Genomic DNA, 19,937 nt, shown 5'->3' with positions numbered 1-19,937 from the left:
CATACTGAAGAGGGGTCTCGCGATAATTACCCTGCTTATCATCGGCTACTGGCTCGCCCAGGGGCTCGCCGGAGTTCCCTTCGGCCAGGACAAGATGCTCGTCGGTCAGTACTACCTCAACCACGTGAAGGAACAGACCGGTGCCGTCAACGCGGTGACGGCAGTCGTCGTCAACTACCGTGGCTTCGATACCCTCGGTGAGGTCACCGTCCTCTTCATAGCCTCGACCGGCGTCGGAGCCCTTCTCTGGGAGAGGAAGAAGAGGAGAACCGCGAAGACAGAGGGTTCGATAGTTCTCACAACAGGAACCAGGCTTCTCGTTCCGTTCGTGATACTGTTCGGCGCCTACATCTTCATCCACGGACACCTGACCCCGGGTGGAGGTTTCCCGGGAGGAGCCACCATAGCGACGGCGTTCCTGCTCATGTACATGGCGTTCACCGTATACGAGATTCCGCACAAGGCCTTTGAGAAGACCGAGGGGCTCGTTGGAATGAGCTACGTCATCGTTGGTCTCATAGGCCTCGCGATAGGCGGTTACTTCCTCTTCGACTGGATATGGCAGACATGGGGCTGGGGACACGATAACATCGGCAGGCTCTTCAGCGGTGGATTCATACCGATAATATACACCATCATAGGCCTCAAGGTCGGCACCGAGCTCAGCGGAATCATCGACAACATGCTCAAGGAGGAGGTGAGCGAATGAGCGTGCCACACATCAGCGCGTTCTACTTCGGCTCAATCGCCCTCGTGCTCATAGGCCTGTACGCGATACTCGTCAAGAAGAACATCCTCAAGATGCTCATCGGGCTCAGCATTATGGAAACCGGCGTCAACCTGCTCCTCGTCAGTATAGGCTACATCTCCGGAAGGAGCGCGCCGATTCTGAGCGAGGGGATAGGACCCAACCAGGCCGTTGACCCGATTCCGCAGGCGCTCGTTCTGACGGCGATAGTCATAGGCGTTGCCACCACTGCTATGGCCCTCAGCGCTGTTATAGTCCTCTACAAGCGTTACGGAACCCTTAACGTTGAGGAGATAAGGAGGTTGAGAGGATGAACGGGCAGTACGCTTCACTCCTCATAGCGTTACCCCTCCTCGGTGCCTTCTTCGTCCCCCTGATTAAGGGGCTCGGAAAGAAGGCGATAAAGACCTACGTGCTGATAATCACCGCGATACAGACCGGAATAGCGGCGTGGGTCTTCCAGGAGGTTTACTCAACCGGAAAGCCAATAATCGTCATCGCCGGTGGCTGGAAGCCCCCGGTCGGAATTAACCTCTACCTTGGCTACTTCGCCTCGCTCTTCGTGCTCATAGTGGCCTTGGCGAGCTTCCTCATGGCCGTCTTCAACTTCAAGGCAGTCGACGTTGAGCCCATAGACAAGTACGCCATGCTGTTCCTTCTGCTGATGCTCGGAGCCACTGGAATGATAGCGACCGGCGACATCTTCAACCTCTTTGTCTTCATGGAGATAACCGCCATAACGGCCTACGCGCTGACAGCTTACAACAAGACCGGTGAAGCTGCTGAAGCATCACTCAAGTACATGATTCTCGGAGGAATCGGCTCGAGCTTCTTCCTTATCGGCGTCGCGCTAATCTACGGTGCCACCGGAACGCTCAACATGGCCCAGATAGCCCAGCTCGCCGGCCACATCAACCCGACCGTTGCCCAGGTCGGACTGGCGCTCATAATCTTTGGCCTCGCCGTCGAGGCGGAGCTCTTCCCGCTCAACGCGTGGGCACCCGACGCCTACCAGGCCTCACCTCATCCGGTAACGGCCATGTTCTCGGCCTTCGTCGTCAAGGCCGGCCTCTACGCGATGGCCAGGGTTCTCTACCTCATGAGCTCTGTCGGAACCTGGCACAACGTCCTCAAGCTCCTCGTGGTTATGGCCACCCTCACAGTCGTCGTAGCGGAGTTCTCGGCGTTGAGGCAGAGGAACGTCAAGAGGATGATAGCCTACTCGTCAATCAGCCAGGTCGGACTCATAGCTCTCGCCTTTGCCCTCGGAACCCAGGCGGGCGTTGATGCAGGAGTCTTCCAGATGATAAACCACGCCATAATCAAGGTCCTCCTGTTCCTCGGCGTCGGCTACGTCGCGATACAGCTCGGAGGGGCCGAGATTGAGAACTTCCGCGGGCTCGGCAAGAGGATGCCAGTTACCGCCTTTGGAATAACAGTTGGTGCCTTTGCCGCCGTTGGAATACCACTGTTCAACATCTTCTGGAGCAAGCTCAGGATAATCCTCGCAACACTTCAAGTGGGCTACACCTGGGCTGCTTTCCTCGTCCTTGGCGCCAGCGTCGTGGAGGCGGTCTATTACTTCAGGCTGATTCACACCATCTGGTTCGAGGGAGAGGGTGAGAGGATTTCAGAGAGCATCCCGCTCGTGGCCATAGTGGTTGCCCTGGTGATACTCGTGATTGCCATCGGAATCTACCCGAACTACCTCTGGAGCATCTCCCAGAAGGCGGGAAGCGACATCTTCAACGTCGCCCAGTACATTAAGAACGTCCCGTTGATGGGGGTGGGAGCATGAACGAGCTCATGATAATGCTCTTCGCACCTCTGGTGGCGGGCTTCATAGCCTGGGCCCTCGACATCAGGGGAATACGCGAGATTGTTGGAATCATTGGTGCAGCGGTTCCCCTGGGAATACTCGCTAAGTACTACCAGACGATAAGCAGTAGCGCCTCCGGAACCGTGACTCACACAATAACGGTAGGAGGCTTCAAGTTAGTCTTCCAGCTCAATATGATAAGCTGGTACTTCGCGGTAATAGCCTCGCTCGTCGGCGTTGCGATGGCCTTTGGAATGGCCAGCACCTCAAGGAGCTCTTACGAGTGGCTCTTCGCTCTCATGAGCTACACAGGTGTCCTCGGAGTCTTCCTCAGCCAGGACTTCGTGGGTTTCTTCCTGTTCTGGGAGCTCATGACCTTCGCGAGCTTCATGATGGTGCTCAAGAGGAACAGGCACGAGTCCCTCAAGTACTTCGTGCTCAGCGTCATCGGAGCCTACGCGATGCTCATTGCGATTGGAATACTCTACGCAAAGACCGGAGCGCTCGACTTCGGGGCAATCAGACAGGCCCTTTACATGGACGCAATGCTCGGAAGCATGAGCAAGAGCCTCACGGCACTCGTGTTCCTGCTGTTCCTGACTGCCTTCGGCGTCAAAGCCGGTGCCGTTCCGCTCCACGTCTGGGCACCCGGTGCCTACAGCGAGGTTGACCAGAGCTACACTACCTTCTTCAGCGGAGCTCTCAGCAAGGCGGGAGCCTATGGATTCCTGCTCCTCTACATCCTGATGGGTGCCAAGCTCTACTACGCCCTCGGAGTCTGGCACGGCCACCTCGTGTTTGGGTACATCATAGCGTGGCTCGGTGCGATAACCGTCGTCGTCGCTGGCTTCCTCGCGGTCCTCCAAGAGGACATCAGGAAGCTCTTCGCCTATTCATCAATCAGCCAAGTCGGCTACATCCTCCTGGGTCTCGGTATCGGCACCTCACTTGGATTCGTTGGAGCCCTCTTCCACGTCCTCAGCCACGCGGTCTTCAAGGGCCTGTTCTGGCTCGTTGTCGCGGCGCTTATCCTGAGAACCGGCAAGACCAAGTTCGAGGACTTCGGTGGTCTTGCTGAGAAGATGCCCATAACCTTCGCGATGGCCCTCATAGCAGTCCTCAGCCTCGCCGGAATCCCGCCGATGGCAGGCTTTGCCAGCAAGTGGCTCCTCTATGAAGCTGCCATAAGCGCGCACATGCCCCTCGTTGCCGGCGCGATATTCCTTGGAAGCGGTCTGGCCTTCGCCTACGTCGTCAGGTTCCTCTACGCGGTCTGGTTCGGTCAGAGACCGAACGACCTTGAGGACGTCAAGGAAGCACCGCTCCCGCTCCTTATAGGCATGGCGATACTGGCTATCCCGAACCTCGTCTTCGGTATCGCCCCGGGCCTCGTCACGAAGTACCTTGGAAAGTTCCTTGGAAACCCCGTCGGCGGTGACTACTTCAAGCTTGTGACACCAACAGGAACCTACAACGCCCTCCTCGTGACGGTAATTCTCGTCCTTGGCCTTGCAATAGCGGGACTCATATTCATCTACGGAGCGAAGGCCAGGAAGGTCCCCGTCACCGACACCTACCAGTCGGGTAACCCCGTCACCGAGGACTACAACCTCAGCATAAGGAGGAACTTCTACAGGCCACTGGCGGAAGCTTTGGACTTCTGGCTCAAGTACAGCTGGGACAGGTTCTACGAGCGCCTTGCCGGCATGTTCGAGGACTTTGCGGACTCCCTGAGGGAAGGGTTCTACAACGGAAACGTCCAGAGTTACGCCTGGTATCTGGCGGTCATACTCCTAATCCTGGCACTGTGGGGGGTGTTGTGAATGTTTGACTGGAAGCTCGCCCTTGAGGCAATCGGCATGATAATCTACGCCACCTTCATGGGGTTCATCTTCATGGGTATCGAGAGGAAGGCCATGGCGAGAATCCAGAGGCGCGTAGGACCTCCGATATACCAGCCCCTCATCGATACCCTCAAGTTGCTCGGAAAGAAGGAGAGCATAAGCCACGGCTTCATCTACGACTTCGGTCCAGTGTTTGCGCTCGGAGCGAGCATAGCGGCGCTCCTCTTCATACCCATCGCCAACTTCCAGCTCTTCAGCAGTAACGCAGACCTCATCGTCGTAGCGTATCTCCTTGAGGTGCCGATGCTCGGAATAATGCTCGGTGCAATGAGCTCGGGCAACCCGTACTCGGCCGTCGGTGTCCAGCGTGGTCTGCTCACCATGGTCGCCATGCAGTTACCGTACGGTCTCGCGCTGATAGCGTTAATCCAGCACTGGGGAACCTTCAAGCTTAGCAACATAGTGGCACTCCAGCAGATTCACGGCTGGAGCATAACCGTTCCGGCGCTGTTCCTCGCGTTCATAGTCTTCGACATAGTATTCCAGGCAATGCTTGGCCTTGAGCCCTTCGACGTCATCGCGGCCCCGGCGGAAATCTCCATGGGTCCAATGGTCGAGTACGGTGGCAAGCACGCGGCACTGCTCTTCACCCAGCACGCGGTTCAGCTCTTCGCCGAGACAGCGTTCTTCGCGGTGCTCTTCCTCGGCGGAGCGAGTAACTTGCTCGAGCTCCTCGTCAAGCAGATAGCGGTGCTCTTCATAGCGATATTCGTCGCCAGCATCTACCCGCGCTTCACCATCGACCAGGCCGCGAAGTTCTTCTGGAAGTGGCCGACGATACTGGGAATAATAGCCGTAATCCTCACGATGGGGTGGTGAAAGATGGGAGAGGACTTCATAAGCTACGAGCTCAAGGAGTTCAAGCTCTTTGAGCCCCTCTTTAGATGGGCGAGAAAGAAGAGCCTGTGGATAGTGGCGTTCTGTACGGGATGTGGCGGTATAGAGATGCCACCCCTCTTCAACGCCAGATACGACCTCGAGAGATTCGGTATGATGCCAAACCCCGCCCCGAGGATGGCCGACCTGTTCCTGATTACGGGCTACGTCACACCAAAAACGCTGAAGAGAATCATCATAACCTACGAGATGATGCCAGACCCCAAGTACATCCTCGCCCACGGCTCCTGCCCGATAAACGGTGGCGTCTACTGGGACTCCTACAACGTCGTCAAACAGCTTGACAAGTACATCCCCATCGACGTGGCCATAGCCGGTTGTATGCCGAGGCCCGAGGCGGTGATGGACGGAATCCAGGAGATAATGAGGAAGATAGAGAGTGGTGAAGCGGACGGCTGGAAGAGGTATAGGGAGAACTACGAGTGGTACAGGAAGAACCAGGACGAGCTCTTTGGAGAGGGATGGCGTGAGAAGGACGCCAAGAGGTGGTTGGCATGGCTGTGAACGATAACAAGGTTGAGAACAAGGTTGAAACCGTTGAGAAGGCCGAGGAGAAGAAGCCCGAACTCCCGAACACCAAGGAGGGCAGGCTCGTGAAGGAACTCCTCGAGAAGGCTCCCTACGCGGAGGGAAGCGTCAGGCGCGAGAGAAGGATAGAGTTCAAGGTTCCCGCCGAGAGGATACACGAGTTCCTTGAGCTGGCGAGCGAGAAATTTGAGATACTCCTCCAGATAAGTGTCGTCGACTGGCTCAAGGAGAAGGAGTTCGAGCTCGTTTACCAGCTCTGGAGCGTAACGGAGAGCGTTCACGCCTTCGTCAAGACGAGGATTCCAAGGGAGAACGCGGAGATGCCCACCGTAATGGACATCTGGCCGGTGGCGGAGACCTACGAGAGGGAGGCACACGAGTTCTTCGGCATAAACTTCAAGGGCAACCCGAGGCTCGGCCCGTTCATCCTCGAGCCGAGGGAGTACGAGAAGCACCCGTTCAGGAAAGACTTCAACACGCTGAGCTACGTCAAGGCTATCTACGGTGACGATTTCGACAGGTACGACGAGAGTAAGACGAACTACGTGATATGAGGTGATGCTCATGGCGAATTTGGAGGTTCCAAAGGAGCTTAAGGAAGAGGCGAGAAAGCACGACATGTACCTCACCCCGATAGCGAAGGACACCTACGAGTTGTTCTTCGGTCCACAGCACATGGCAACCGAGAACTTCAGCATAATCCTCAAAATGGACGGCAACAGGATAGAGAAGGCCATAGTCAACCCAGGATTCCTTCACAGAGGTTTCGAGAAGCTTGCCGAGCAGAGGCCCTACTTCACCAACATCGCCCTGCTCCTCCGTATCTGTGTTCCCGAGAGCGACGTGCCCGAGAACATCTACTCGATGGCCGTCGATGAAATCATCGGCTGGGAGGTTCCAGAGAGGGCGATATGGATTAGGACAACCGTTCTTGAGATGGCGAGGGTAGCGGCGTGGATGTTCTGGATAATGGGCTTTGGAAACGAGATAGGTCTCTACACACCGGGTCAGTGGGCCGCTGCCTACCGTGAGAGGCTCATGCGCCTCTTCGAGGAGCTCACCGGCGGAAGGGTTTACCACATCTACACAGTCCCGGGAGGAGTCAGAAGGGACATACCCGGTGACAAGTGGCTGAGGCAGTTGAGGGACACTGTTGAATACATCAAGTCCAAGCTCAAGGACTTCGATGAGATACTCTTTGACAACTACATAACCTTCGAGAGGACTGAAGGCGTCGGAGTTATGGACAAGAAGTTTGCCCTCAAGCACGCCGTCACCGGGCCGAACCTCAGGGCCGTTGGAGTTCCCTACGACGTCAGGAAGGACGACCCCTATTACCTCTACCCAGAGCTCGACTTCGAGGTGCCCATACTGAAGAAGGGCGACAGCCTCGCGAGGGTTCTCGTCAGGAGGTACGAGCTGGAGCAGGACCTCTACATACTCGAACAGCTCCTCGACATGGGACCACCGAGCGGACCGTACATGGTCAAGGACCCCAAGCTCAAGAACCTGCCGAGGTTCAAGGTTCCAGCCGGAGACGCCTTCGCCCATGTGGAGAGCACCAAGGGAGACTTCGGAGCCTACGTCGTCAGCGACGGAAGCCACAAGCCCTACCGCGTCCACATACGCGGACCGAGCCAGAGCCACGGAGTTACGGTGCTTGAGGAGCTCCTCAAGGGAGCCCGCCTCGCCGACGTGCCGGTCATATTGAAGACCCTTGACAACTGTCCGCCCGACATAGACAGGTGATGACGATGCCCGCGAGAGTCGTTGGTGAGGAAAAGGTCAAGCTCAAGAAGTCCTTCGTCAAGCCCTGGATGGGCATCAAGTACCTCTTCAAGAAGCCCGTGACGATAAAGATACCCTTCGAGAAGATAGAGCCCGCTCCAAAGTACAGGGGATTCCACACGCTCGACTGGAAGAAGTGCGTCGGCTGTAACTTCTGCGGTCAGATATGCCCGGCGAGGGCAATAGAGATGACCTGGCTCGAAGTGGACGGCAAGATGGAGAAGAGACCCCACCCGAAGGTTGACTACGGCCGCTGTACGTTCTGCCAGTTCTGCGTCGACGTCTGCCCGACGGGGGCGCTCGGCTTCAGCGAGGCATACATCCTGACGACCGACGGAACTGAGGATGCCCTCGAGCTCTTCAACTGGGTGCCGATTCACCCTGACAAGGTCAGGGAGCTCAATGAGAGGTACGGCGACTACCGCTTCCCGGTCGTTAAGATTGAGAAGCTCGGCGATGGAACCTACCGCTACCACCTCCGCGACGGAGAGGTTTTCGAGTTCAAGATACTCGGCTACGGCATACGACCACCCAAGAAGCCCACGCCCGCCAAACCCGCCACCAAAGCCACCAAACCCGCCGAGAAGAAGGAAGAGACGGCCGAAAAGGCCGAGAAGAAGGAATGACTTTCTTTCTTTTACCATCCCTGCACCTTTTCCAGGACTTCATCGGGAACCCTGCCTTCCTCCACGTCCTCGATTGCTTCCTCAAGCCTGTCAAGGCCCTCATCAAGGAGCTCCTCCTCTATTGTCAGAGGGGGCTGAATCCTCAGCACATTGCCTTGGAGAAAGGCGACGATTAGGCCCAGCTCGTAGGCCCTCCAGACGACCTTCTTGGCCTCGTCGTAAGCCCTTTCCTTGGTTTCCCTGTCCTTAACGAGGTCAACGCCGAGCATCAGGCCAAGTCCGCGGACGTCACCGATGAGCTCGTGCCGTTTCCTCATTCTTTCAAGCCTGTCCCTGGCCTTCCTTCCAAGCGTTTCAGCCCTCTGGAGGAGGTTCTTCTCCTCGATTTCCTCGATGACGGCTAAAGCCGCGGCACTCGCGACGGGGTTTCCCGAGAGGGTGAACGCATGACCGAGAGGGGGAAGGGAATCCATTATCTCGGCCCTTCCGACGATTGCGCTTATCGGAAGTCCCCCGCCAAGGGGCTTTGCGAGGGTTATTAAATCGGGCTCAACGCCGAAGTGCTCGATGGCAAACCACTTACCCGTCCTCCCGAGACCGCTCTGGACTTCGTCAACGCCGAGGAGGATGCCGTGTTCGTCGAGGAGCCTTTTGAGCTTCCTGAAGTAGCCCTCGGGGGGAACCACCATTCCCGCATCGCCCTGTATCGGCTCCGCCAAGAGAAGAGCGACGCCTTCCGCATGAACCTCTCCCTCGAACTTCTCCTTGAGGTACTCAAGGCACTCCATACGGCACTTCCCCGGTTCTTTCCCGAAGGGACAGCGGTAGCAGTTTGGATACGGTATGAAGTGAATGTCGCTGAGCTGGCCGACCTTCGAACGAACCTCAAAATCGAGACCGGTAACGCTCATGGCACCGTAGGTAGAGCCGTAGTAGCTCCTGAGGTAGCCGATTACAGACCTCCTTCCAGTGTAGGCCCTCGCGAACTTTATGGCCCCGTCATTGGCGTCGCTCCCGCTGAGGCCGAAGGCAACCTTCGCGTTCTCAACCGGGGCAAGTTCGCTCAGCTTCTTGGCGAGCAGGTAAGGCTCCACCGGAAAGCCGTAGATGAAGGTGAAGTGAAGCAACCTCTCGGCGGTCTTTTTGACGGCCTCAACGACCCTCGGGTTGTTGTGCCCGACGTTCTGAACGGCCGCATCGCTCAGGAAGTCTATGTACTCCTTTCCCTTCACATCCCAGACGAGGGCGTTTCGAGCTTTGTAGGGGACGATTGGGGCGTAGGTAACGTGGGATGCGCGCGAAATGTAGCGGGAGTAACCATTGATAACCTCATCCTTTGGGGGCAACATGGAACCACCGTTAACCATATGTGTTTGGAATTAATAGGAATTTCGGTTAATTTTTGCGAAATTAGCGGAAAACTTTAAAAATAACATCACAAAAATTCAAAATTGGTGGGCTAAAATGGCTGAGATTGAACGACTTGACGAACTCGACAGGGCGATACTCCACATCCTCCAGGAGGACGGGAGGGCCAGCTACTCGGAGATAGCGAGAAGGCTTAAGGTGCCGGAATCAACGGTCAGGCTCAGGGTTAAAAAGCTTGTTGAGAGGGGAATCATAAGGAAGTTCGTCGCCCTCATAAACCCCTTCAAGGCGGGCTACTCAGTTGTGGCGTTCATAGCCGTTGACGTGGAACCGAGCAAGATAAAGGAAGCCGTTGAGAAGTTGAAGGAGCTTCCCGAGGTGGACGTCCTGGGCATAGCGACCGGGGCCCACGACATACTGATGCAGGTAACCGTGAGGGATTTGCAGGAACTCGAGAACTTCCTCGTTGAAAAGCTCGGCAGAATAGAGGGGATAAAGAGCACGGAAACCTCAATCCTAACGAGCGTGAAGAAGTGGGGCTACGCAAGGGTGTTTTAGGTCACCTTCTCCAACCCATCCTTTTTGACGATGTAGGTGTCCTCGTGCTTTATTGCTCCCTCCGGAATCATGAGCGGGGAGTGGATAACGCTCAGAACCATGTTCTCGCGGACCTTTTCGGCCCTCGTGGGCACGACTATCGTCGGCATGGGGAGTTCCTCGATGAGCAGGCCAACGCCGTGGGTGTAACCGGCTATGTAAGAGCCCTCAAAGCCCCTCTCCCGGAAAAAGGTAAACAGCTTCTTCTCAACGGCGTTCAGCGAAACCCCAACCCTCGTTTCCTGCAGGGCGAGTTCGTAGGCATCTCTCTTGACTTCTATCGCCTTCTTAACTCTCTCGCCGGGTTCACCAACGATGAAAGTCCTCGCGGTGTTGGCGTAGTAGTGGTTCCAGTCGGTTCCGATAACGACGGTAACGACTCCGTTCTCGGGAACCTTCAGGTCGCGGAAAGGCTCGGCGTGGGCCCTTGGAGTCGTTGAGACGTACACCTTGGGCTCCTCGCTTCCGCTGAGCATGAGCTCCCTCATTACCTCCGCCGCTATCTCCAGCTCACTGACACCGGGCTTTATGACTTCCTCGGCCACCTTCATTCCCTTCCGTGCTATCTCCCCCGCCTTCCTGATGTTGTCAAGCTCCCACTCGTCCTTTATCATCCTCAGGCTCATCGTGAGGTCGAGCACATCGACAACTTCCACCGTTGGGTTGAGCCTCTGGAAGAGCTTGAGGAAGATGAGATACGCGTCCCTCTCGACCCCGAACTCGAGGCCGACCCTCTCCATGCCGTTCCTGTGAACCCAGCTGACGACACCGGCCATGAGGTCTTCAACGCGCTGGTATTCCACAACGTTCTCAACCCAGCTCCTCTCCTTGAACAGCTTTGCCTCTCCCTTAACGACAAAAACGACCGGCTCTCCCTCAGCGGGTATGAACAGGCTCGGCCTGAGCCACTTGGTTCCTGTGAAGTATATGAAGCTGGACAGCGTCCTGATGACGGCACCGTCTATCTCTTTCTCCCTCAAAAGCCCCTGAAAGCGCTCAACCCGTTTTTTAAAGATTCTCTCATCCCCGCGCATCTCAATCCCTCCAGTCGAGCAGTCTCTTCTCGCCCTCTATCCTCTTATACTCTCCGATGTCCATCGTAATCTCAAGGGTTCCTAGGTAGTTTCCGTTCCTGTCAAAGAGGGGCACGTACTTGATGTAGACGTACTTCGGGCCAAGCCTGAGCCAGAACGTTGCCTCCCTTTTTCTGCCCTCCTTGAAGGCCCTCAGAATTTTGTTAACGATGTGAACGCTCTTCGGAGGGTGGCAGAGCTGGACCGGCCTTCCGAGAATCGATGGTGTCCTCGTGAATATCCTCTCGCCCGGGGAGAAGAACCGAACGCGGTCGTCCCTGTCGATGAAGGTAACGTCAACGGGAAGGGCCTCGAATATCGCCTTAATCTCCTCGACGCTCACGAAGCCCGTGCCGAGGTCGATGTCCCCCTCGCGCCTCAGCTGGCCTTTGTCAAACTCCAGGGGCTGGCCCCTAAGGGCCTGCTGAACCTCCTTTGGAAGGCTTAGCAGTTCCTCCGCGCTCAGCTCCGGGTTAATTTGCCAGGGGTGGAGAGGTTTAACGTCCTCTCCGGGGTCCCATACAGGCGGGTTCACCTTGTAGTAACCAATCTCGTCGTCCTGCATTCGTATAGCCTTCCACTCGCCGTCGCTGAGGAGGGCTTTGAGGGTTGGATAGTAGATGTTGTTCTCCCTGAAGACCATATCGCTCAGCGCAAAGGATGTCTCGCCCGCTTTCGCTTTGAAGCGCTCCACGAACTCCTCCCAGGGCATCTCATCCCTCCGGGCCAGAAGTCCGTAAAGGTGCTTTAGCATGAACCTTATCTCGTCGTGTTTCGTCCAGAGAACGGTTGCTATGGCCGTCAAACCCCTCCTCTCAATGTAGGGAAACGTCAGCATCTCGTCGCGGTTGTAGTGGGTGAAGCCGACCTTTCGGAGGTTCCCCACGAGCTCCTCCAGAACTCCAAGGATTTCCTCTCTCATGCGCTCGTCTCTCGTCGTTGCGAGGGTTCTCGCGTAGAGGTTCAGCATCTCAGCGTCCTTGAGGATTTCCCTGTTCTCCATGTAGCGAACCCAGAGGGGATGTCCCTCGGGAAGTTCCTTCTCCTCAACCTCGTCCGTTCCCTTCACGGCCTCCCTGAAGAGCTCGACGTGAAGGTCGCACATCTTGGCGATGTCCTTGGCGGAAACGCCTTCCTTCACGAGCTCCTGCTCGATGATTGGAATCTCAAGGGGAGATATCGAGCTTAGAACTGCCCGGAATTCCTCCTTGAGCGAATTAACGTCCTCACCGTTATGAATCCTGAGGAGAAGGGCCTTCAGGGCTTCCTTCTTCTGCCCGCGGTTTGAGAGCAATTCGGTCATGATACCACCTTCATGACAAATGTCATGAGGGACATATTTAAGTCTTTCTGGGCAGAAATGTGTACAGAAGAACATGAAGAAAAGGAGAATACGAAATCAGTCGAGAAGGGGCGAGTCCTCGCTCACAGCGGTGGTGGAGTTGAGCATTCTCTTCAGGTCCTTCTCGGGCTCGCTTATGAGCCTGAGGTCGAACTTCTTCCTGAGGGTCTCGAAGACGTTCGGCGTGAAGAACTCCGGAGCCTTTGGTCCAATGTAGATGCCCTTGATTCCGAGGTATAGCAGGCTGTAGAGGATTCCAATGGCCTTCTGCTCCATCCAGCTGAGGACTATGCTGACCGGAAGCTCGTTGAGACCGACGTCCAGCTCCTTCGCGAGCGCCCCGGCAATCTGGATTATCGAGTAGACGTTGTTACACTGGCCAAAGTCCATGAAGCGCGGTATTCCCTCGATTTCGCCGTAGTCGCGCCTGTTGTAGCGGAACTTACCGCACGCGGCCGAGAGGATTATGGCATCTTCGGGCACCATCGCGGTGAGCTTCTCGTAGTAGCTCATCTTCGGGTTGGGGACGTCACAGCCACCTATGACGAAGACGTGCCTTATCTTGCCCTCGTTTATCAGCTCGATGAGCTTGTCCATGAGCGGGAGCACGTTGGTGTGGTGGAAACCGGTGACGATGTAGCCGTCCTCCTTCCTTTCCATCTTCGGCGTCTCGAGCGCGCGCTTGATGAGGGGCTCGTAGTCGTTCTCGAGGTGGGGAACGCCCTCAAGGCCCGCTATGTCGGTGGTGAAAATCCTGTCAGCGTAGCTCTTCGGTGGTTGCTGGACACAGTTGCTGGTTCCGAGGATTGCTCCCGGGAACTCGGTGAACTCCTTCCTCTGGTAAACCCAGGAACCGCCCCAGTTGCCGTAGAGGGACTTGAACTTCCTGAACTCCGGGTAGGAATGGGCCGGGAGCATCTCGGAGTGTGTGTAGACCCTAATCTGGTCCTCGAGGCCCATCTCCCTAATCTGCTTGAGGAGTTCGTAGAGCGCCCTGTAGGTGTGGCCGGTGACGAGAATTCCGTGCCCCTCGTCGGTTCCGGTCGGAACCTTGACCGGCTCCGGGTTTCCGTAGGTCTCTGTGTAGGCCCTGTCGAGAAGCTCCATAGCCTTGAGGTGTATCCTGCCGTTCTCGAGGATGAGCTCAAGGAAGCGGTTCTTGTCGAAGTTCACGTTGGTGAGCGTTGAGTAGAGGGCCTTTGACAGGAAGAAGCCGATTTCATCGTCCCTGTAGCCGAGCTCGTAGGCGTGATAATAGTAGGCGGCGGTTCCCTTTATTCCGTAGATGAGGGCCTCCTGGAGGGAGTTAAGGTCAGGGTCCTTGCCACAGATTCCCCTGAAGGTACACCCTCCCGGCAGGCTCATTGAACACTGGTCGCACCTCATCAGAACGCCTGCTTCCTTTCCGCTGTTCGGAACCTTCACGGCCATCTTTCCACACCCCCTTATTATGACACTTGTCATATGAATGTTATGGTAAGTGATTTAAATTTTTTATCCAGAACAAGGCCAGCTCTTGGTTTACAAATCAACAAAAATAAGCCGATTAAGTTTTCAAAAGGACCAAAAGCCTTAAGTATTCCGCGGGTCATGTTTTGCATATGAAGGTCAACGCCTTCGAGGTCGCATCCCGCTACGTTTACCCCTCCCTCAGGAGACGCCTCGTGGAGCACCTCCGGGAGAGGGGATTGAAGCAGACCGAGATAGCGGAGCTTCTTCACGTCACCCAGTCGGCGGTTTCGCGCTACCTCAACATGGACAGGGGTGCTCTCGTAGACGTTTCAAAGTTCAGGGAGATTGACGAGGACCTCAAGAACCTCGCGGACGAGATAGTTGAATTCCGGCCGAGCGAGTACGACATTCACATGAGGCTCATCGGCATAGCCCTCAAGATGCTCGGCAAGGGTTACGTCTGCTCCTTCCACGCCAGGATAGACCCCGAGGTGAACCCCGCCGAGTGCAGGGTCTGCATAGAGCTATTCGGCTGAGCTAAGGCTTCTCGGACCCTCTAAGAGAAGGTTTATACCTTTCGATGCATATTTTAGCCAGGTGATTGACGTGAAAAGGGCGCTCGTTACCCTTACGCCACCCGAGAGCAAGAGGCTCATAGCGAAGGCCGTTGTCGCCATGCCGGAAGTTCAGCGCGCACTGAAGAAGGGCTTCGTTTACATAGCAACCGGAACAACGGCCGCATACATTGCGGAAGAGATACTGGGTGAGGAAATAGAGAAGGAGAAATGGACGATTGGAACGATAAGCAACGGAAGAACCTGCGTCACTCCGAAGAAAACGTGGCCAAAGCACCTCGTTCTGTACCGAGGAGAGCCCTTCGACGACCCTCAGGAGGCCCTCAGGAGAATGGGCCCGAAGGACGTCTTCATCAAAGGCGCCAACGCCATCGACATAAACTGGAATGTCGCGGTTTTTGCCGCGGCTCCGGATGGGGGAACGATAGGCAAGACCTTCGGATGGACGATAACGAAAGGGGTTTTCACAATCACCCCTGTGAGCCTTGAAAAGTTCGTGCCAACTCCGGTTGAGGAAAGCGCCAAGCTCACGGGCATATACTCCTTCGACTGGGGAACGGGCCTCTACGCGGCGCTGGTTCCGATACCCCACTCCCACCCTGTGACGGAGGTCGAGGCGTACAAGATACTTGCAGGAGTGGAGGCGGTACCCATAGCCTCCGGTGGCGCGGGAGGGGCCGAGGGAAGCATCACTCTCGTGCTCCAGGGCGACGATGAGGCCATGGAAAGGGCGAGGGAGATAACGAGGGCCGTAAAGGGCGAACCCCCGCTCAAACCCTACACCGAGGACTGCTCGGTTTGTCCTTTTGCGAGCATATGCGGACTGGGCAGTAAAACAATCTGAGAGGTGTTAACATGCGGAAAAAGCTCGCCGTCTTTTTCGTTTTGATGCTTCTGCTCCTCCCCCTTGCCCTCGCCGACGAGTACGGGGAGGACGAGAACGAGTACGATGCCGGCTATACAGCGTTCGCGGTGCTCGGCGTTGTGCTGATTGGCGTGGGCGTTGCCTACTACGCCCTCACGAAGCGAAAGCTCCTGATAAAGCACCGCAAGGACGATAAGTGGGGCTTTGAAATCCAGCCCGAGCACCCGTACGTGACTTTCATAGGCCCGGTATCCCCAATGACGGTTCATCACGCCCTGACGATAACGGGAACGGTTCTGGTCTTCGTCCACTTCCTCTCCTGCGGGAACTACGCAGGAATCGGTGGCATCGCCGGTCTTGCGATGGGGGTAACCCTCATTGCCCTCAACGTCCTCGGCTTCATTGGACGGGCGATAAACAGAAAGATACTCGCCCTTGCAAAGGCCGGACGGAAGGAGGAGGTTGCCAGATACGTGAAGATGTACCAGCGCTGGAAGAAGGCCCATATAGCGCTCGCGGTGCTCTTCGCGGTCCTGCTCGCAATTCACCTGAACGCCGTTGATTGAAGAGTTTTGCAGATTTCCGCCGTTAGCGTTTTAATTTTTCTAAGGATTTCTCCCCCAGGTGATAGCATGGACGAGCTGGAGATGATAAGGAGAAAGAAGATGCTGGAACTTATGAAGCGAGCGGGCATGATTGAGGTAAAGCCGAAACGTAAGGTCGTCATCGAGGTCATAACAGCCCCGGGATGTCCATACTGCCCGATTGCCGTCCAGATGGCCAAAGAACTTGAGGGAAAGTATGAGGGTGTCGTGGCCAGGGAGCTCAGCGTTGCCACGTCCGAGGGGCAGAGGAAGGCCATGGAACACAACATCCTTGGAACGCCGACGATACTCATCGACAACAGGGTGGAGTTCATAGGGGTTCCGAACTTCGCGGAGTTCGAGAAAAGGGTCAGGGGACGGCTCGGGTTAGGAACCCCCAGATAAAACCCAAACTCCTATCGCAATGAGCAGAAATCCCGCGATGACGGAGAGCTCCATGCTGTGCCTGACCATCGCCTGTGAGAAGCGCTTGCTCTCGCTCACGCTCCCCATGGCGAGGAGTATTACGACGAGGGGGAGCACGAAGATGACGTTGTAGAGGGCCAGGAGGAAGAACGCGAGGGCCCTGCTTCCGTGGGCTATTATCGTCGCGTAGACGAGGTAACTGCCGGCGGAACAGGGCAGGAGCGTCGTCGAGACAATGACGCCGAGGGCAAAGGAACCGGCAAAGGTGGCGTCGGCGCTGAATATCTTCTTTCTTATCTTCCCCTTGTCGCCTATCCTCGAGCGCTCCATTATCCCAGTGACTATCGTGTAGACTCCGAAGCCTATCGCGAAGATTCCAGCGAGCCACAGGGGAATGTACTGCCCAAGGAAGAGCAGGCCGACACCGAGGAGGTAGTACGAGACGTAAACGGCCAGGATAAAGGCCGAACCGATTATGTAAAGCCTTCTCCGCGACACTTCCCTCACTGATATCGCGATGAGGAGCATGGTGTAAATCACGAAGGTGCAGGGGTTTATTGAGTCGCTCATCGCCAGGGCGTAGAACTTGGGGATAAAGCCCGGAATGCCCAGGAGGTAGAGAACGACGGCGCTCAAGCCGAAGGAAGCCAGCAGGATTATCGCGAGGGCCTTGATTTCGCTCTTCATGGTTTAGAATACCCGAAAGGGCTTTTCACCCTTTCCAAAACGAAAGGTTGAAAACGAAAGGTCAGCCCGTCGAGTTTCCGGTCGAGGTTGAGTTGGCCTTCAGCTCATTGAAAATCTTCTGGACATCCACCGACTGATGCTTCACGAATATGGTGTAAAGGGCATTGATGACGAGCTTGGCCTTGGGGTCCTTGTAGGAGAGCAGGTAGGTCTTGCCGGTTAGGAGTAACACGCCGTCGTTCTTGATTGCCGTCGCGATTATTTCGGGAGTTGCAGTCACGTTGAACTCTCCCTCTATGACCGCGTAGAGGGTTCCGTTGTAGGTAATCGCTATCGCCGGAACGCCGGTTATGCCCGTGAGCTGGGCGAGCTCGTTGAAGAGCATCATGTTCGTCTGGTTGTCCACGAGCTCGTAGTAGGTTAAGGCCTTCTCACCGTACTCTTGGGGAATCCACTCGTGCATGTGCCGGCAGTGGGGGCAGGTCTTCATGCCGTACATGTAGAAGTGAACCTCGTTCAGGTAAATCCTCGTGCCGTTGACGTCAACGTAGGTAGGTTTTGCAGTTGTCGATGTTGAAGAAGTGCTCGTTGTGCCGTTGCTCCCGATACAGCCCGCGGAGAAACCGAGGAGAACCAGCAACAGTAGGAGCACTCCAGCCTTTTTCATCAGACCACCGGTGTTCTATCCGATGGGGAGGTTATAAAGTTAACACAACCAGAACCCTTAAATCGGGCGGGGTCATAATGGTATGGGGGTTTTCATGCAGGCATGGTACCGCTCGCGGGCCCTTTACGATGCGGTCATGAAGCTCGTGAGGGCAGGAAAATTCGACGAGGCAATGAAGCTCGCTGGGGGAATACCCGACGGGAGCGTCCGTTCCAAGGCCGTTAACGGAATAGTCGTGGAGATGGCGAAGGCTGGGGAGGATTACAGGGGTGCCCTCGATAGGGCGATAGAGACGGCACTCTCAACGAAGAACCCGACGAAGAACCTGATGGGTCTGGCCTTTGAGTTCCTTGAGATGGGTAAGTTCGACGACGCCCTCTACATAGCGGAGCATATAACCGACCTCGCCAACAGGTCGAAGGTGCAGGCGGAGGTCGCGCTCAGGCTCGCGAGGAAGGGTGAACTCGATAGGGCGATGAAGCTCATAGAGGACATCCTCGACGAGGACGTCAAGACTTGGGCAACCTCAATGCTCGCGAGCGAGCTTTAGCGTGAGGAAGTTAAAACCAGCCGTGTTATCTGCCGTTTTTGACAGAAACCCCGCCACAACCCTTTTTTAGTGGAGCCCGTTTTTATCCCGGGTGAGACCATGAACGGCGGAGAGATAATCGGACTGCTCGGAATGTTGCTCCTCGTGAGCGCTTGGGTTCCTCAGACCTTGGAGACTATAAGGACGAGAAAGTGTCCCCTGAACATGCAGTTCATAATAATCTACGTGACCGCCTCGACCCTGCTGACGATATACTCCTACATAATCGGGGACTGGATATTCTTCGCCCTGAACTTCCTCGCGGCTTTGCAGAGTGCGATAAACCTCGTGGTAAAGTTGACGGAAAAGAAAAGTTAGCCCCTCTTATAGAGCCCCACGAGCTCTCCCCACTGAATAACGTGGCCTTCCATGGCCCTTTCCAGTTCTTTTCTCGTCGCCCCGGGCGGAATGTTCAGCGTCGTGTCGAGGGCGTAGACTTTGAAGTGGTAGTGGTGGACGCTCCCCCTCGGCGGACAGGGACCACCGTAGCCTATCCTTCCGAAGTCGTTCCTCCCCTGAACCATCGGAATCGGCTTCTCAACCTCGCCAACTTTGGGAACCGCCTCGGGAATCTCGCCCACCGGCGGAATGTTCCAGGCAATCCAGTGGGTAAAGGTTCCCGCGGGGGCATCGGGGTCGTCCACGATTATGACGAGGCTCTTCGCCTTCTCGCTGATGTTCCCAATGAATATCGGCGGGTTTATGTCCTCGCCGTCGCAGGTGAACTTAACGGGAATGTAGCTCCCGTTGTGGAAGACTGAACCGACCTCAAGGGTCTTAGGTGCGGTCGTTTTCTCACCTCCCCCGCCTATACAGCCAGACCCGATTAGAAGCGCGATTATTAGCAACGGCACCCAGCTCCTCATGTTCAAACCTGCGTCTTCATCCGTAAAAGGGTTGCGCCAACGTTAAATACTCCGCCGGCGTTTAACATACCATGCGCGTGCTCTGGGAGAAGGAGATACCGGCCGAGAAAATAGTCGTCTCCCCGAGGCCGGTCTGGAAGTGTCGAACCTGCCCGATGTACGGGAAGAGGCCGAGCTGTCCTCCCCACGTTCCGGACTGGAGAGAGGCAAGGGAGTGGGTGAGCCACTTCAGCAGGGCCATCCTCGTAAAGTTCGAAATCGACATGGAGCGCTTCGAGGAAGAGAAAAGGGAAGCAATCCTTTACCTGCTCAAGCGCGAGGGGGAGCTCTTCAGGGAGGGAAAGCTCTACGCGATGGCCCTCTTCCCGGGAAACTGCAACCTCTGCACGGACTGCCCCTTCGAGCGCGGTGAGCCCTGTAGAATGCCAACGAAAGTCCGGCCGAGCCTCGACGCCATCGGGATTGAAATCAGCTCGCTGGTTCAAATAGACTTTTCAGAGAGCGCCCTTTACGGAATGATACTGGTGGAGTGATGA

At 56.0% G+C, this 19,937-nt stretch carries 24 protein-coding genes; 17 read left to right on the top strand and 7 right to left on the bottom strand.

Going from position 1 to position 19,937, the window contains the following annotated elements; genetic code table 11:
* Position 1: 1 nt before the first annotated feature.
* The 9 genes from E3E28_RS08595 to nuoI are packed head-to-tail and all read left to right on the top strand — an operon-like array spanning position 2 to position 8,310.
* Positions 2-709: a Na(+)/H(+) antiporter subunit B gene (locus E3E28_RS08595; RefSeq protein ID WP_167915365.1), complete on the top strand. Its 708-nt coding sequence runs from the start codon at positions 2-4 to the stop codon at positions 707-709.
* Positions 706-1,062: an NADH-quinone oxidoreductase subunit K gene (locus E3E28_RS08590; protein WP_167914750.1), complete on the top strand. Its 357-nt coding sequence runs from the start codon at positions 706-708 to the stop codon at positions 1,060-1,062. Before E3E28_RS08595 ends, E3E28_RS08590 begins: the two co-directional genes overlap by 4 nt.
* Positions 1,059-2,546, top strand: a complete 1,488-nt coding sequence (locus E3E28_RS08585) for a proton-conducting transporter membrane subunit (RefSeq protein ID WP_167914749.1) — start codon at positions 1,059-1,061, stop codon at positions 2,544-2,546. Before E3E28_RS08590 ends, E3E28_RS08585 begins: the two co-directional genes overlap by 4 nt.
* Positions 2,543-4,390 carry a proton-conducting transporter membrane subunit gene (locus tag E3E28_RS08580; protein ID WP_167914748.1) on the top strand — a complete coding sequence of 616 codons (1,848 nt, stop codon included), beginning with the start codon at positions 2,543-2,545 and terminating at the stop codon, positions 4,388-4,390. The genes E3E28_RS08585 and E3E28_RS08580 overlap by 4 nt, the downstream gene beginning before the upstream one ends.
* The gene (locus E3E28_RS08575) at positions 4,391-5,290 is read left to right on the top strand and encodes a respiratory chain complex I subunit 1 family protein (protein ID WP_167914747.1); all 900 of its coding nucleotides are present in this window, start codon (positions 4,391-4,393) and stop codon (positions 5,288-5,290) included. It begins immediately after the preceding gene.
* A gap of 3 nt (positions 5,291-5,293) precedes the next feature.
* Positions 5,294-5,872, top strand: a complete 579-nt coding sequence (locus E3E28_RS08570; protein ID WP_167914746.1) for an NADH-quinone oxidoreductase subunit B family protein — start codon at positions 5,294-5,296, stop codon at positions 5,870-5,872.
* Positions 5,863-6,450 carry an NADH-quinone oxidoreductase subunit C gene (locus tag E3E28_RS08565; RefSeq protein WP_167914745.1) on the top strand — a complete coding sequence of 196 codons (588 nt, stop codon included), beginning with the start codon at positions 5,863-5,865 and terminating at the stop codon, positions 6,448-6,450. The genes E3E28_RS08570 and E3E28_RS08565 overlap by 10 nt, the downstream gene beginning before the upstream one ends.
* A 10-nt stretch (positions 6,451-6,460) precedes the next feature.
* Positions 6,461-7,645 carry an NADH-quinone oxidoreductase subunit D gene (locus tag E3E28_RS08560; RefSeq protein ID WP_167915364.1) on the top strand — a complete coding sequence of 395 codons (1,185 nt, stop codon included), beginning with the start codon at positions 6,461-6,463 and terminating at the stop codon, positions 7,643-7,645.
* Between the two features lie 5 nt (positions 7,646-7,650).
* Entirely contained in the window at positions 7,651-8,310 is a 660-nt protein-coding gene (nuoI, locus tag E3E28_RS08555; protein ID WP_167915363.1) for an NADH-quinone oxidoreductase subunit NuoI, read from the top strand.
* 11 nt (positions 8,311-8,321) lie between these two features.
* Here nuoI and E3E28_RS08550 read toward each other — a convergent pair whose 3' ends face one another.
* Positions 8,322-9,659 carry a leucine/methionine racemase gene (locus E3E28_RS08550; RefSeq protein ID WP_167914744.1) on the bottom strand — a complete coding sequence of 446 codons (1,338 nt, stop codon included), beginning with the start codon at positions 9,657-9,659 and terminating at the stop codon, positions 8,322-8,324.
* Between the two features lie 115 nt (positions 9,660-9,774).
* On the opposite strand from E3E28_RS08550, the gene E3E28_RS08545 reads away from it, so the two are divergent.
* Positions 9,775-10,236, top strand: coding sequence for an Lrp/AsnC family transcriptional regulator (locus tag E3E28_RS08545; protein WP_167914743.1), 462 nt, complete (start codon positions 9,775-9,777; stop codon positions 10,234-10,236).
* On the opposite strand, the gene E3E28_RS08540 is transcribed toward E3E28_RS08545, so the two are convergent.
* The 3 genes from E3E28_RS08540 to hcp all read right to left on the bottom strand — a co-directional run bounded on the left by E3E28_RS08540 (position 10,233) and on the right by hcp (position 14,121).
* Positions 10,233-11,309 (bottom strand): Xaa-Pro peptidase family protein, encoded by a 1,077-nt coding sequence (locus E3E28_RS08540; RefSeq protein WP_167914742.1) that lies wholly within the window; start codon positions 11,307-11,309, stop codon positions 10,233-10,235. The genes E3E28_RS08545 and E3E28_RS08540 overlap by 4 nt on opposite strands.
* A 1-nt stretch (position 11,310) precedes the next feature.
* Entirely contained in the window at positions 11,311-12,651 is a 1,341-nt protein-coding gene (locus E3E28_RS08535) for a DUF438 domain-containing protein (RefSeq protein WP_167914741.1), read from the bottom strand.
* A 96-nt stretch (positions 12,652-12,747) separates the two neighbouring features.
* Entirely contained in the window at positions 12,748-14,121 is a 1,374-nt protein-coding gene (gene hcp, locus E3E28_RS08530) for a hydroxylamine reductase (RefSeq protein WP_240921665.1), read from the bottom strand.
* 170 nt (positions 14,122-14,291) lie between these two features.
* On the opposite strand from hcp, the gene E3E28_RS08525 reads away from it, so the two are divergent.
* From E3E28_RS08525 to E3E28_RS08510, 4 genes are all read left to right on the top strand, one after another.
* Positions 14,292-14,678, top strand: coding sequence for a transcriptional regulator (locus tag E3E28_RS08525; RefSeq protein ID WP_167914740.1), 387 nt, complete (start codon positions 14,292-14,294; stop codon positions 14,676-14,678).
* A gap of 70 nt (positions 14,679-14,748) precedes the next feature.
* Entirely contained in the window at positions 14,749-15,561 is an 813-nt protein-coding gene (locus tag E3E28_RS08520) for a hypothetical protein (RefSeq protein WP_167915361.1), read from the top strand.
* Between the two features lie 11 nt (positions 15,562-15,572).
* Positions 15,573-16,148, top strand: a complete 576-nt coding sequence (locus E3E28_RS08515; protein ID WP_167914739.1) for a hypothetical protein — start codon at positions 15,573-15,575, stop codon at positions 16,146-16,148.
* A 66-nt stretch (positions 16,149-16,214) separates the two neighbouring features.
* Positions 16,215-16,571 carry a thioredoxin family protein gene (locus E3E28_RS08510; protein WP_167914738.1) on the top strand — a complete coding sequence of 119 codons (357 nt, stop codon included), beginning with the start codon at positions 16,215-16,217 and terminating at the stop codon, positions 16,569-16,571.
* Here the strand turns inward: E3E28_RS08510 and E3E28_RS08505 are convergent.
* Together E3E28_RS08505 and E3E28_RS08500 are read right to left on the bottom strand one after the other, a co-directional pair.
* Positions 16,554-17,279, bottom strand: coding sequence for a cytochrome c biogenesis protein CcdA (locus E3E28_RS08505; RefSeq protein WP_167914737.1), 726 nt, complete (start codon positions 17,277-17,279; stop codon positions 16,554-16,556). The two genes, E3E28_RS08510 and E3E28_RS08505, sit on opposite strands and share 18 nt — an antisense overlap.
* Before the next feature lie 61 nt (positions 17,280-17,340).
* Positions 17,341-17,946, bottom strand: coding sequence for a glutaredoxin (locus tag E3E28_RS08500; protein ID WP_167914736.1), 606 nt, complete (start codon positions 17,944-17,946; stop codon positions 17,341-17,343).
* Positions 17,947-18,040: 94 nt separating this feature from the next.
* Here E3E28_RS08500 and E3E28_RS08495 point away from each other — a divergent pair, with 94 nt between their 5' ends.
* Positions 18,041-18,496 carry a hypothetical protein gene (locus E3E28_RS08495; protein WP_167914735.1) on the top strand — a complete coding sequence of 152 codons (456 nt, stop codon included), beginning with the start codon at positions 18,041-18,043 and terminating at the stop codon, positions 18,494-18,496.
* A gap of 99 nt (positions 18,497-18,595) precedes the next feature.
* Positions 18,596-18,853 (top strand): hypothetical protein, encoded by a 258-nt coding sequence (locus E3E28_RS08490; protein ID WP_167914734.1) that lies wholly within the window; start codon positions 18,596-18,598, stop codon positions 18,851-18,853.
* Here E3E28_RS08490 and E3E28_RS08485 read toward each other — a convergent pair.
* Positions 18,850-19,401, bottom strand: a complete 552-nt coding sequence (locus E3E28_RS08485; protein WP_167914733.1) for a YbhB/YbcL family Raf kinase inhibitor-like protein — start codon at positions 19,399-19,401, stop codon at positions 18,850-18,852. The genes E3E28_RS08490 and E3E28_RS08485 overlap by 4 nt on opposite strands.
* Before the next feature lie 71 nt (positions 19,402-19,472).
* Between E3E28_RS08485 and E3E28_RS08480 the strand changes: the two genes are divergently transcribed.
* Positions 19,473-19,934 carry a DUF2284 domain-containing protein gene (locus E3E28_RS08480; protein ID WP_167914732.1) on the top strand — a complete coding sequence of 154 codons (462 nt, stop codon included), beginning with the start codon at positions 19,473-19,475 and terminating at the stop codon, positions 19,932-19,934.
* Positions 19,935-19,937 lie beyond the last annotated feature (3 nt).

The sequence above is a fragment of the Thermococcus sp. 21S9 genome, assembly GCF_012027635.1.
Taxonomy (GTDB): domain Archaea; phylum Methanobacteriota_B; class Thermococci; order Thermococcales; family Thermococcaceae; genus Thermococcus.
This window is presented reverse-complemented; position numbering and strand designations above follow the sequence as displayed.